Annotated in this window: 11 protein-coding genes; 9 read left to right on the top strand and 2 right to left on the bottom strand. The window is 39.8% G+C overall.

Annotated elements, in window-relative coordinates:
- The first annotated feature begins 446 nt into the window (after nucleotides 1-446).
- The 3 genes from G631_RS21050 (at nucleotide 447) to G631_RS0101800 (ending at nucleotide 3,202) form a co-directional block, all read left to right on the top strand.
- Entirely contained in the window at nucleotides 447-884 is a 438-nt protein-coding gene (locus G631_RS21050) for a hypothetical protein (protein WP_026487982.1), read from the top strand.
- Nucleotides 885-1,317: 433 nt separating this feature from the next.
- The gene (locus G631_RS17670; RefSeq protein ID WP_051196719.1) at nucleotides 1,318-2,082 is read left to right on the top strand and encodes a flagellin; all 765 of its coding nucleotides are present in this window, start codon (nucleotides 1,318-1,320) and stop codon (nucleotides 2,080-2,082) included.
- 193 nt (nucleotides 2,083-2,275) lie between these two features.
- Nucleotides 2,276-3,202 (top strand): hypothetical protein, encoded by a 927-nt coding sequence (locus tag G631_RS0101800; RefSeq protein ID WP_026487981.1) that lies wholly within the window; start codon nucleotides 2,276-2,278, stop codon nucleotides 3,200-3,202.
- A 53-nt stretch (nucleotides 3,203-3,255) separates the two neighbouring features.
- On the opposite strand, the gene G631_RS0101795 is transcribed toward G631_RS0101800, so the two are convergent.
- Together G631_RS0101795 and G631_RS0101790 are read right to left on the bottom strand one after the other, a co-directional pair.
- A complete protein-coding gene (locus G631_RS0101795) occupies nucleotides 3,256-3,498 on the bottom strand; it encodes a hypothetical protein (RefSeq protein WP_026487980.1) in 243 nt (80 codons plus the stop codon).
- A gap of 99 nt (nucleotides 3,499-3,597) precedes the next feature.
- Nucleotides 3,598-5,517, bottom strand: coding sequence for an asparagine synthase-related protein (locus tag G631_RS0101790; protein WP_026487979.1), 1,920 nt, complete (start codon nucleotides 5,515-5,517; stop codon nucleotides 3,598-3,600).
- Nucleotides 5,518-5,654: 137 nt separating this feature from the next.
- On the opposite strand from G631_RS0101790, the gene G631_RS0101785 reads away from it, so the two are divergent.
- The 6 genes from G631_RS0101785 (at nucleotide 5,655) to G631_RS17665 (ending at nucleotide 13,395) form a co-directional block, all read left to right on the top strand.
- On the top strand, nucleotides 5,655-7,298 hold the full coding sequence (locus G631_RS0101785) for a SulP family inorganic anion transporter (RefSeq protein ID WP_026487978.1): 1,644 nt from the start codon (nucleotides 5,655-5,657) through the stop codon (nucleotides 7,296-7,298).
- 272 nt (nucleotides 7,299-7,570) lie between these two features.
- Nucleotides 7,571-8,962: a PhoH family protein gene (locus G631_RS0101780; protein ID WP_026487977.1), complete on the top strand. Its 1,392-nt coding sequence runs from the start codon at nucleotides 7,571-7,573 to the stop codon at nucleotides 8,960-8,962.
- Between the two features lie 202 nt (nucleotides 8,963-9,164).
- The gene (locus G631_RS0101775; RefSeq protein WP_026487976.1) at nucleotides 9,165-10,208 is read left to right on the top strand and encodes an ABC transporter ATP-binding protein; all 1,044 of its coding nucleotides are present in this window, start codon (nucleotides 9,165-9,167) and stop codon (nucleotides 10,206-10,208) included.
- 22 nt (nucleotides 10,209-10,230) lie between these two features.
- Nucleotides 10,231-11,106 carry a carbohydrate ABC transporter permease gene (locus G631_RS0101770; RefSeq protein ID WP_026487975.1) on the top strand — a complete coding sequence of 292 codons (876 nt, stop codon included), beginning with the start codon at nucleotides 10,231-10,233 and terminating at the stop codon, nucleotides 11,104-11,106.
- Nucleotides 11,107-11,118: 12 nt separating this feature from the next.
- On the top strand, nucleotides 11,119-11,958 hold the full coding sequence (locus G631_RS0101765; protein WP_035789095.1) for a carbohydrate ABC transporter permease: 840 nt from the start codon (nucleotides 11,119-11,121) through the stop codon (nucleotides 11,956-11,958).
- A gap of 111 nt (nucleotides 11,959-12,069) precedes the next feature.
- Nucleotides 12,070-13,395 carry an ABC transporter substrate-binding protein gene (locus G631_RS17665; protein ID WP_196803797.1) on the top strand — a complete coding sequence of 442 codons (1,326 nt, stop codon included), beginning with the start codon at nucleotides 12,070-12,072 and terminating at the stop codon, nucleotides 13,393-13,395.
- Nucleotides 13,396-13,430 lie beyond the last annotated feature (35 nt).

Raw genomic sequence — 13,430 nt, 5'->3', positions numbered from 1 at the left:
TAGGAAAAATACGAAAAAAAGAATTGTCTGAATTGACTTTTAGGGAGTGCCAGGGTTGTATGAGGTCAACCCTGGCTGGTGTAAAAAAGTTGTTATGAAAGTGTTTATCCTTTCTGAAAATAACTATACAATCCCAACCTAAAAATAACCTAAAAAGAAATAAAGAACACAAAATGCGATGAAAAAGTGCAACAGCTGTGTTAGTATAAGTGTACTAATAATATGGCCATAAAAAAACCACCTCTTAAAAGGTGGTGTATTTTTGGGAGGAGGGGTTGCCCAGTGGGGAACCAGACAACCCGTGTATGAAAAAAAGTATTGTTGGGGGTTCAGAAGGTTTTACCCTTCTGATAGGATTATAATAACGGGAAAGTGTTGCCAAAGTGTGACCGAACTCTAAAAGAAATATGACCTATTCTAAAAAATGTATAGGAGAATCAGAAAAAATGTCAAAAAATAATCGAAATAAAGAATATAGAAAATCCGCAAAACACAGCAAAAACAGTGGTTTCGGGAAACTTATGATGTCACTTGTGATTTTGGGAGCAGTTTTATTGTTGTTCATAAATGTAGCTCTTCCTATGTTAAAAGATTCTGTTAAAAAAGCTGCTGCAGAAAAAACTGTTGATATGATCACAGAAAATGCAGAAAAAATAGCTGCTGACAATCCTAAGGTTGCAGAAGTTTTAGAGAATATGACTGAGGAAGATAAGGAAGTTGTAACTGAGATAATTGAGAATCATATGGATGCAGAAACTGTATCTGAAGTGTCTGGATATGTAGCAGATGGAGATCAGGATGCGCTTATAAAGTATGCTGCAGAAAATCTTACACCAGAAGAGATGGCACAGCTTCTTGAACTGTATGGGAAGTACGGTAACTAATAAAAAAATCCTTATATAACGCAAAAACACCCACGGGGGGACGTGAGTGCCTGCGATTTTCTTATGAGGGGGAGATAGTGATTAGGCTTCGAATAGATTCGTAAGCCGAGCTGCATCACTAACTTGGTTATTATACTAAACCTAAATTGTGTTCAAAAAGTGAAAAAAATAATTTCAAATTGTGAATTATTATACTTTTTTAGAACAAAGTTACGGGAAGCTACTTAAATAGTGAAATTCTGTGCCGTTTTTCCCTGGATTTAATACTTATTTAATAACCTTTTTGAAAACATGATGCTACTATGGCAGTAACAAAGGAAGGCACGGAGGCCTGTAGAGTTTGCAAGGATGCACTAGCAGGGATGCGACGAGTATTGCAAGGATGCAAGGTGTTTTCGCAGGGATGCGAGGGAAATTTCAAGGAGGTAGCAATATGAGTAGCATATCATCCGTAGGCGGATATTCAGATAATTCCGCTTATGCAACTATAGCAAGAGGCGGTACGATAAATAAAGCTTCTGAGGATGCGGCAGGACTTGCAATCCAGGAGAAGACCAAATCTCAGGTAAATGGCCTTGATGCAGGATCTGAAAATCTTACATCTGCTAAGTCGGCTCTTAATGTAGAAGAAGGAGCTATGGCAGGTATTGAAGATTATCTTCAGTCAATAAAAGAGCTTTCAGTAAAGGCAGCCAACGGAACTCTCTCAGATGATGACAAGCAGAGTATACAGGCTCAGATCAAGGAATATCTTGATGGAATCAATGAAACAGCCAAGGGTACAACCTTTAATGAAAAGGAGCTTCTTACTAAAGAGGATTCTTTGGAAGTTGCCTCTGATGGCAATGGCTCTAGCGAAAAGGTATCTACATTCAATGCAACAACAGATGCTCTTGGAATCACAGATTATGATGTGACCAAGGACTTTGATATGAGTAAGATCGATGATGCTATAGATAAGATTTCCAGTATGAGATCTACTACTGGTTCTGAAACCAATGGCGTTGATCATGCTCTTACCTATAATTCGCATGCTGCCATGGAACTTAATGGCTATCAGATGGACAAGGAAGAAGATAATGCTGTAGAGGCTTATCAGGAGATGAAGACCAAGCAGGCTCTAGATTCCTATCAGAACATTCTGCAGAAACAGCAGATGGAAGACAAACAGGCCCAGTCAATGGCTCTGTTCGCATAAGCAGTACTCGGCAAGTATTTGTTTTATCATATTTTGAAAAAGAAGCTGTGGCGATCATTTCTGCCACGGCTATTTCTATTGTGTGACTGTCTCTGCAGGCATTTGTCTACATAAAAATCTCATTTTCTATGCGCTTGTAAACAGCTATCAGAATATATAAAATGAAATAGATGTTTTACAGGAAGGATTGCCGATGCACAAATATAGTATTTACGGACTTTCAATAGAATCAGATGTTGAGTTTATGCAGCTTGAAAAAGCCGATGACGAAAAAAAGGCGGACATTTCTATTATTTCTAGGGGATGTCATGAAGAGGTGACAGATTACCTTGAAAAAATGGGGGCAACCCAAAAGCGCTACGAGATAGGTCTTGAGTATTCCTGCTTTGAGAATAAGGGCGGTTTTTATACTATCCGTGATGGAAAAGAAATACGATATGAGTGCAGAGATGGCTATACAAAAGAGATGGTCACAGGCTGGCTTTTAGGTTATTGCCTTGCAATGGCTCTTTTGCAGAGAGGAGTCCTTGCTATCCATTGTAGTGCGGTTGTTGACGCTACTAGAGAAGGTGAGTCCGCGGTTCTTATAGCTGGAGAACCTGGAGCAGGCAAGTCTTCCACCACCAGGAAACTTATTGAAGAAGGCTATAAAATAATGGCAGATGATGTGGCGGCTCTTACTGTGTCAGAAGAGGGAGCCTACGTTTATCCAGCTTTTCCCTATCAGAAACTTTGCAGAAATGAAGTGAAGAGTACTGATTTAGATTTAGACGATCTGATCTATATAAATGAAGACAAGGATAAATTTCTTGTTCCCGTAAAAGATAAATTTGTTTCTTCAAAAAGGTCTGTAGGATTTATGGCTTTTTTGACTGTAGAAAATGTGAATGAAGTAAAGGTTAAAAAGATGACTGGCATGGATCAGCTCTTTGCCTTTAAGCATAATTTGTTTTTACACAGGCTATCGGGAGACTGGGAGAATAATCCTAAACTTGGGCAGCTATGTCTTTTGGCGGCTTCAAAATGTCCGGTTTATATTATTGCAAGGCCAAGAGAGGGGAATTCTAAGGAAAGAATAGTGCAGATTATAGGGGATATTCAGAAGGGCAAAATCCTATAAAGATAAAAAAGAGACTACCAATCGGTAGTCTCTTTGACTTTGTAATTAAATGATTAGCTGAGCTTATCAATAGCAATATCAGCAGGACTTGTGTTGTTGTCCTCAGCTGGTGTAACTGTAGGTGTAGGTATTGGTGCTGGACTTGGAGCTGGAGTTGGCGCTGGATCTGGTCCAAACCATCCTGTTATTTCTCCGTCTCCTAAATATCCACCATCTTTCTCCCAAGAAAATTTCCACTGATGCTCTGTAGCACTAAGATCAAGACAGCTAATTTCTGCTCTTTCCCACTTCTTCATGTATACTTCTCCTCACATTAAAATTTCTATCACATATCAGATAATAAGGTAAAAGGCCAGCTATGTAAATAAATCTATCAGATTTGTAACAATTGAAAACTAAAGGGTTAAGTAGGATGCAAACAAATGAATAATAAACAAGTTTAAGTAACTATTTTCTTCATTAAACTCAAAGTCTTGGATTCCATTTATGCATTCTTTTGAGGCAGTTCTATTTATATATTCATCAAGACTGTCATTATCAAATTCTTTTTTTAATGTAGAGAGAATCTCATCTTTTGAATCATGTAATCTGATAAGCCAGTCAGAACTTTGAACTCCGGTCTGCAATATAGGATACAGGATTTTCTCAGGAATCATATCTTTCATAAATCCCCTTATAAGATACCTTGGAATTCCGTTGTAGGAGTAGTATTCAAATGGAAAAGAATAGCAGTAATTCAGAATATCAGGGTCTCTTGTAGCATCCCTTATTACAATGCCGGTATAAAGGCCAAGCTTGGTTTCCATGGCACCTATATATGAAAGAGCTGGCAGCGTATATACTTCATGTTGCATGCCGCCACCAGTCTGAACTGAAGGCCTGAAAGAGATAGGCATACCTGATGTGTTTCTTTCTTTTAATGAGTAGTCCTTCAAAAGATCTGGATTTACAAAAGGGTTAAGGAGTTCTTTGGGTATATTTTCCTGAACATCAAGTGAGTTTTGATCTATACTCTCAAGATACCGAAGCATGCTTGGAAATGCTTTTTTTCTGCTTATCTTTGCTTTCTTGCAATAATTATTAAGGTACTTAAAGGCAGTTATATATTTTCTTTTACTGATAAGCTCGTAAATAGCGGCTTCTATCTTACCAAAGGACACACTGGCATTTCCGGTCTGACCATTTAGAAAGACTTTGCAGCCTCTTTGCGAAGCGCTTCTGTAGATTTCAAGAAGCTGTGGAAGGTTAACAAAGGCTTTAAAGGGAATCTCCAATACATCCAAAAGTTCATCCACGTAACCAAAAAAGTTTTTCCCATCATTATCGGTAAAGGTGGCGTCAATGTTTGGATACATCCTGAGCATTTCCTTAACCTGAGCAGATTCATTGGTTATCCTGGACTTTGGATAGTACATGGACATGTCTGTGCGCGGAACGTAAGTGTAGGAAAAAAGGCTCTTTTCCTGATCCTTTAGAAGGGGAGCAGCAAAAGCGGCAACTGAAGTTGAATCAAAGCCTCCGCTAAGAGCCATGGCTACACCTTTGTCTGTCCTTATGGTGCGGCCTACAGCTGTTTTATAGGTTTCAAGAAATGTATCCTTTAAGCCTTCTATGTTTCCTGGAAGATTTATTTTTTGAGGAGACCAGTATCTGTCTGTCTTTACAGAGTCTTTTGTGATTGTTATGCTGCAGCCAGCTTCTATTATAAAGATGTTTTCCCAGGGTGTTTCTGTTGATGAAATATTGGGCATAAGTCCTGGAATCAAGAGAAAATCCTTCAGGTAGAGCTGATTTCTCTTTAGGTCTTTATGTATTTCTTTTATGGGAGATATGAGGGTTGAAAAACTGCAGGAATTATCTTCTTTGCAGTAATAAAGGCATCTGCTGGAAGTTCTGTCTGTAAAAAGAAATAGCTCCTGCTTTTTTGTGTCGAATATGGCTACGGAATATATTCCTTTTAAATGGGAGACCAGATTTTTTCCCCATTTCTGGTAGGCAAGACAAATCAGAACCCCGTCAGGAATCATGGATGAATCCTTTGACGACTTAGATAATTCAGATGAAAGCTCTATTTTTAGCTCATCTCTGTTATCCAGGATGCAGTCAGCAGCTATAAGGGCATTGCCTATAAAATAGGGTATATCCTCGGCCTGGTCTTCTTTATTTACGAACAACAGACCGCCGCCAAAAAGAGCGTTGCCAACTACTTTCTCGCAAATTCTGTCCAGCTTACATTTTCTATTGTATTCAGAAGCCATGGATTTTACCTGGCATTCGCTTGAATTAAAATCAATGTGTCCCCAAATTGCTGACATGATAACCTCACAAGAAATACTTTTTTGTCCTATAAATTCGAGAATACTATAGTCAGACTATAATTGCAATTGACCTGTGGATGTGGTAGGAATATAATGTCATAGGTTTTAACGGTTAAACATTTGTGGAGGAAATTATGGAAAACGAAAAACTGAAACCCATGCTGTTTACAGCTATGAAGGGCTACAATGGCAAACAGTTTGTCCAGGACTTTATTTCTGGAATAATTGTAGCCATCATTGCATTGCCTTTATCTATCGCACTTGCTCTTGCATCAGGTGTAGGACCTGAGGAAGGTCTTTATACTGCAATTGTTGCAGGCTTTATTATTTCATTTGTAGGCGGTAGTAGAGTACAGATTGCTGGGCCTACTGCAGCTTTTGCTACTATCGTTGCTGGAATCGTAGCAACAAAGGGCATGGAAGGACTTGCGCTTGCTACAATTTTTGCCGGAGTTCTTCTTATTTTGATGGGTGTGTTCAAATTAGGCTCACTTATCAAGTTTATTCCTTATACTATAACAACAGGATTTACTGCTGGTATTGCTGTTACAATTGCAATTGGACAGATCAAGGACTTTTTGGGACTTACATATCCTGCAGGAACTTCAACTGTTGAGACTATTGAGAAAGTAGAAGCTATTGGCAAGAATATAGGTACCTTTAATTATCAGGCACTTATTGTCGGACTTATCTGTCTTGTTATTCAGATTGTATGGCCCAAGATCAGCAAGAAGATTCCAGGCTCTTTAATAGCTGTAATAGTTGGGATCCTGATGGTTAAGCTTCTTAATATGAATGTTAATACAATAGGAGATCTTTATGAGATAAAGGGACAGCTCCCAGCTCTTAAGATTCCAGCATTTAGCTTTGCAGCACTTAGATCTGTAGCAGGAGACGGATTTACAATTGCTATTCTTGCTGCGATTGAATCTCTTTTGTCCTGTGTCGTTGCAGATAGTATGATTGACAGTAAGCACAGATCTAATATGGAGCTTGTAGCTCAGGGTGCTGGTAACATTGGTTCTGCACTTTTTGGCGGTATTCCTGCAACAGGAGCTATTGCCAGAACTGCAGCTAATATCAAGAATGGCGGCAGAACACCAATTGCCGGTATGATCCATTCAATCTGCCTTGTACTGGTTCTTTTAGTACTCATGCCTTATGCAGCGCTTATTCCAATGCCAACTATTGCGGCAATTCTTTTCATGGTTGCATACAATATGTGTCAGTACAAGACTTTTATCCATCTTTTAAAGACAGCTCCAAAGAGTGACATTATAGTTCTTGTTACTACTTTTGTTCTTACTGTAGTATTTGACCTTGTTGTTGCTATCGAGGTTGGTATGCTCTTTGCCTGCGTTCTCTTTATGAAGAGAATGAGCGAAGAGTCAAGAGTTCGCGGCTGGAAGTACTATGATCCTGAAGATGATCCTGATGGCCCTGGACTTAAGGACATTCCAAAGCATGTCAGAGTATATGAGATCAGCGGCCCTATGTTCTTTGGCGATGCCGAGCAGATAGCAGAGATTTCTTTTAAGGACTTTACAAGAGCTCTTGTTATCAGAATGCGTGGTGTTCCAGCAATCGATGCTACAGCTATGCATTCTCTTGAGGAACTGTACAATAGATGCAAGAAGAATAACGTTCAGCTTGTATTTTCGCATGTTAATGAGCAGCCTATGAATACGATGGAGAAGGATGGATTCGTTGATCTTGTCGGACGAGAGAACTTCCTTCCTCATATAAATGATGCCCTCAAGAGAGCGGCTGAGATCTAAATCAGTCAATAAAGTTGATATATATTATTCTATTAAAATGACAGAATAAAAAAGAAATAAAGACATAAAACAGGAGACATTAAGCTAGATGCTTATGTCTCCTTTATTTATGGAATACACCACTTTTTATTGCAAAATATCATGTTCGACTATACGTTTATAGATAAAATATGCTGTTGATATATTATAATTTTTTTATTAATAATAATCTTTAAAATACAAGATATGGTATAATTTACTCATAAGTCATACAAATAGAGGGGGACCTACGCATGAAGAAGATCTACGTACTGGACACCAACGTTTTGATTCAGGCACCTCACGCTTTGAAGTGCTTTGAGGATAACGAGGTCGTTCTTCCGCTGGTAGTCTTGGAGGAACTCGACGGCCACAAGAGGGATGAAGGCGAGCGAGGTGCTAATGTGCGCGAAGCTATTCGAATTTTGGAGCAGCTACGAGGCGCAGGGGATTTGGTCAAGGGAGTTGAGCTTGACAATGGAGGGTTCCTTAGAGTTGAAAAGAATTTCAAGGATGTGGAACTTCCCAAGGATATGGCAGAATACAAGTCAGATAATCGTATTCTGAAGGTTTGTAAGGGACTTAGTGATTGCAGTAAAGAGCAGGTTATTCTGGTTACCAAGGATATCCTGATGCGAATCAAGGCGCAGATTCTTGGAGTTAAGTCAGAAGACTTCACTACTGAACAGGTTGCAGGTGAGGGAGAGCAGTATAGCGGCCGAATTTCTGTCTATGCGCCGGAAGATGCTTTTAAGGATTTCAAGAAAAAGGGCATTCCTGTAGACAAGGTGTATTGTTGTGATGAAGAAGGCAATAAGTATGCACCTGAGCTTTATGAGAATGAATTTGTTGTAATAAGGGCTGATCAATCCACTAATAAGACTCAGATGGGCAGGGTGTGTGGAGGCTTTATCAAAAAGCTTGAATTTGAGAAGGCACAACCTTATGGAGTTAAGCCCAGAAACGCAGGTCAGTACTTCCTTCAGGAGGCGCTTATGCAGCCTGCAGAGGTGGCTCCTCTTGTAATAGTTAAGGGTATGGCTGGTACTGCCAAGACTTTCTATTCTCTTGCAGTTGGACTCGAGAAGATGATCAACAGGCCAACTGGGGAGTATCGCAGGATTTTAGTCTGCAGGCCCAATTCTCAGTTTGATGATGATATAGGTTTTTTGCCAGGTGATGAGCAGGAGAAGATATCTCCACTTATGAGGCCTATCATCGATAACCTTGAGCAGCTCATTGACTCCAATGAAGAGGAGAGGTATAAAGACGAGAAAGAACTACAGGGCAAGACAGATGAGGTGTTTGAAAGAGGTATTGTTCAGTGCGAGGCCCTTAACTTTATCAGAGGAAGGTCTATCCTTAAGACTTATCTTATAATTGATGAAGCTCAGAATATGACACCTACACAGGCAAAGGGCATTATTACAAGAGCTGGCAAGGATACCAAGATAATTTTATTGGGAGATCCTAATCAGATTGACAGACCTTTCCTTGATGAGAGAACTAATGGCTTGTCATATGCGGCTGAACATATGAAGGGAAGCCCACTTGCGTGGCAAATATCACTTTCGGCTTCAGAATGCGAGAGAAGTAAACTTGCCATGGATGCAATAGGCAGAATGAAAGATAAAAAGGACTTTTAAAGGAAACGAAAATTTTTTGAAAAAATTTAGCTAGATTTTTCAAGGGCGGAGCCAATGTGATGATTGCTCCGCCCTTATTTTATGGGCTTTTTGGCCACCTTGTGAAAAAGTTAATAAATATTTAATAATCTGTGAATATATAGTATAATCAAATTTGCGACTTTATTTACTTGTATTATTTTTAATCAATTAGAGGTGAAAAATGGATATTAGAATTGAGAATCTGACAAAGACTTATGGCAGCCTTAATGCGGTTGATCATATGAATCTTAACATCAACGACGGAGAGCTTGTTGGTCTTCTTGGTCCTTCGGGATGCGGTAAGTCTACTACGCTTTTTATGTTGTCAGGTCTTACAACCCCTACAAGCGGAAAGATATTCTTTGGAGACAAGGACGTGACTAATATTGCTCCAGAGGATAGAGAGATTGGTCTTGTTTTCCAGAACTATGCTCTTTACCCACATATGACAGTTATGGATAACATTACTTTCCCACTTATCAACCGTGGAATGAAGAAGGACAAGGCTAGAGAAGAGGCCCTTGAAATTGCCAAGGTTGTTAAGATTGACCAGTATATGAACAGAAAACCTAGTGAGCTTTCAGGTGGACAGCAGCAGAGAGTTGCTATTGCCAGAGCTCTTGTTAAGAAACCTCAGGTTCTTCTTCTTGATGAGCCTTTATCTAACCTTGATGCTAAGCTTCGTGTAGCAACAAGAGAAGAAATCAGACGTATTCAGCAGGAAGTTAAGATTACAACTATCTTCGTAACACATGACCAGGAAGAGGCTATGAGCATTTCTGATCGTATTGCAGTTATGAAGGAAGGCGTTCTTCAGCAGTACGAGGTACCTCAGACAATGTACCTTAATCCAGCTAATGAATTTGTTGCTAATTTCCTTGGAACTCCAGAAATCAATAATATAGAAGTTGATGTTAAGGGCGGCGTTATTTCTTGTGGTGATGTTGTTCTTAGAACAGGTGCACAGCTTGCAGATGGTCACTATCATGCAGGAATCAGACCAGAGTCATTTACTCTTGATGACAATGGAATCTCTTTTGCAGTTGATAATCTTCGTATGACAGGCCGTGATCTTCTTCTGTTTTCAAAGCTTGGCGAGAGCATTGTTCGCGTTCTTGTACATTCATACATGCAGGTTTCAGAAGGCGATGTAGTTAAGGCTTCTGTACGTGAAGGCCATATCCTTGTATTTGACAAGGATGAGAAACTCATTGGCAGATTCTAATTAGGGTACAAGGGAGAACATTATGGATAAGAAGAGTTTTAAGGGATATTTATATCTCCTTCCATCTATCATTATTATGGCGGCTTTCACCATTTATCCGCTTATAAGAGCTATCATCATGAGCTTTTTGGGAAATTACAGTATTATTAATCATTCCTACAGCTCAATAGGCTTTGAGAACTACAAGGCTCTCTTTGCAGATCCTGACTTTGCGCTTTCATTGCGTAATACAAGTATTTACGTTATATGTGTTGTACCTGCTTCAATCTTTTTATCTCTTGTTATAGCAGTGTTGATCAACAACACGACCAAGACCAAGGCGTTTTTCCAGACTGTTTACTTCCTTCCTTATGTTACCAGTGTAATTGCTATCGGTATCGTTTGGAGATGGATGTTTAACAGTAATTATGGACTTATCAACTATTTCCTTGGATTATTTGGAATTGATCCTATTCCATGGCTTAATCGTCCTGAATATGCTATGCCTGCTCTTATAATATTTGCTATTTGGAAGAGCATGGCTTTCAATATTCTTATTTTCCTTGCCGGACTTCAGACTATTCCAGAGGATCTGTACAGGGCAGCTAGAATCGACTCTACACCAAAGATCAGAGTATTTACTAAGATCACAGTTCCTCAGCTTGCTCCTATGATTGTTTATTCCAGCGTTATCGGAATGATTGGAGCATTCAAGGTTTACAACGAGGTATTCTCACTGTTCCAGGGTAAGGCAGGCCCAGCCAACAAGGCTATGACTATTGTATATTTCATTTATGACAAGTTCTACAATAGCTACAAGTATGGAATAGCTGCAGCTGGTTCTGTTGTACTGTTTTTGATCATCCTTGTAATGACTCAGATTCAGCTTCGAGTAACTGGTGAAAAGAAGAAAAAATAAGAGGAAATTAAGATGACACAGAAAAGAAAAATAGGAAACGTCATAGCTTCAATACTCAAATATGCGGTTCTGATCTTCGGAGCAATCTTTACGATTCTTCCATTTGTTTGGATGATCTTATCTTCACTTAAGACTCCATCAGAGCTTAATCAGATGCCTCCAGTATTTTTCCCTGCTGAGCCACAGTGGGTCAATTATCAGGAAGCCTGGAAGGCAGCTCCTTTTGCGAGATATTTTGTTAATACACTTATTGTTACAGCCTGCACTACATGTGGAGTTCTTGTAACTACAGTACTTTCAGCATTTGCTTTTTCAAGATTGAATTTCCCAGGTAAGAAGACAGTGTTCTCTCTTTTCCTTGCAACACTGATGATCCCTGGAGAAATGCTTATCATCACAAACTATGAGACAATCATTAACCTTAAATGGATTGATTCCTATAAGGCAATGATCATTCCTTGGATTTCAAGTGCATTTTATATTTATCTGCTGACACGTTTCTTTATGCAGGTTCCAGAGTCACTGTATCTGGCAGCCAAGGTAGATAAATGTTCTGATTTTAAATATATGATGAAGATCATGGTTCCAATGAACAAGCAGGCTATTTTCTCTATTGCAATCCTTAATATCATCAGTTCCTGGAATGCATTCCTGTGGCCACTTCTTGTAACAAACTCACAGGAGATGAGAGTATTGTCAAATGGTCTTGTAAGATTCCAGACAGAGGCAGGCTCATCGACAGAGCTTATCATGGCGGCTTCATGTATGCTTGTTATGCCTATCATCATCATATATCTGTTCCTTAGAAAATACATCATTGAAGGTGTAACAAGGAGTGGACTTAAGGGATAACACTATGTTATACTGAAAGGCTGCATTAGGCAGCGCATCATTTTATGATCATAATGGCATCAGCCTTTTATGATAGAAACGCTTTTTTTCAAAGAAAGAGAGGATTATGAAATGAAGTTAAAGAAAATTGGTGCTAGCATCCTTGCAATGGCTATGGCAACATCCATGCTTGCAGGCTGCGGCGAAGCTCAGACAGAGGCTCCTGCAGAGGCTCAGTCAACAGAGGCTACTGAAACACCTGCAGCTGAGACATCTGCTGCAACAGAGGAAGCTTCAGCTACTACAGAAGCTAAGAACATCGAGGCTACAGAAATCACATTCTGGCACGCTATGAATGGTAACCTTGAGACAGTTCTTACAGAAATCACAGATGAGTTCAACAACTCAAACGAGTACGGCATCAAGGTTACTCTTGTTAACCAGGGTGGATACTCAGATCTTCAGACAAAGCTTCAGGCAAGTGCTGCAGCTGACGCTCTTCCAGACGTTGCTCAGGCTTACAACAACTGGCTCACACCTTACCTTGATAAGGTTGTTCACCTTGATGATTTCGTAGCTAACGACTTTGACAACTGGGATGACGTTGTAGAAGCTTACAGAGATGAGTGCTCTGAGTTTGGTTTCGTACACGCTGTTCCTTACAACAAGTCAACATATGTTCTTTTCTACAACAAGACAATGTTCGATGAACTCGGAATCGAAGTTCCTCAGACATGGGCTGATGTAGAGACAGCAGCTAAGACTGTTTACGATGCAAAGGGCATTTCTTTCATCGGATTCGATGATCTTGCAGGTGTTGTTGAAGCTTCTCTTCACCAGAACGGTGTTGATTATGTAGATGCTACAGGTGCTCTTTTCAACAATGATAAGGGTCTTGAGACATTCACATACCTTTCAAACCTTTACAACAACGAGTACTCTCGTCTTGTTGGTGAGGATGGATACTTCTCAAACGTACTTAGCAATCAGCAGATCGCTTCTTACGTTGGTTCTTCAGCAGGCGTTTCTTATATCAAGGCTGAGGGATGGGAACTTGGCGTAGCTCCACTTCCAGGTAACGTTAATAAGGCAGCTAACATGGCTGGTACAAACATCGTTATGTTCGCACAGGATTCTAACAAGCAGCTTGCAGCTTGGGAGTACCTCAAGTACATCACAAGCACAGAGGCTATGACAAAGTGGGCAGTAGGAACTGGCTACCTTCCAATCAGACAGTCTTCTTATGAGACAGATGAGTACAAGGCATACATGGCTGAGAATGTTTGCGCAGCAGCATGCTATGAGCAGGCTAAGGACTTCTTCTTCTCACCTACATTCGATGCTTCTAACGATATCAGAAACACAGTTCCTGGTGTTGTAGAGCAGCTTGTATTTGACAAGGCTGATGCTCAGACTTGGCTTGATACTCTTGTAGAGCAGATCAACGCTCAGTATTAATTTTATCAAGTAATTTTTTGGCGGGTAGAGAATTA

Source organism: Butyrivibrio sp. XBB1001 (assembly GCF_000424505.1).
Taxonomy (GTDB): domain Bacteria; phylum Bacillota; class Clostridia; order Lachnospirales; family Lachnospiraceae; genus Butyrivibrio.
Note: the sequence above shows the minus strand (reverse complement) of the source record. Positions and strands in the feature narration are given on the sequence as shown.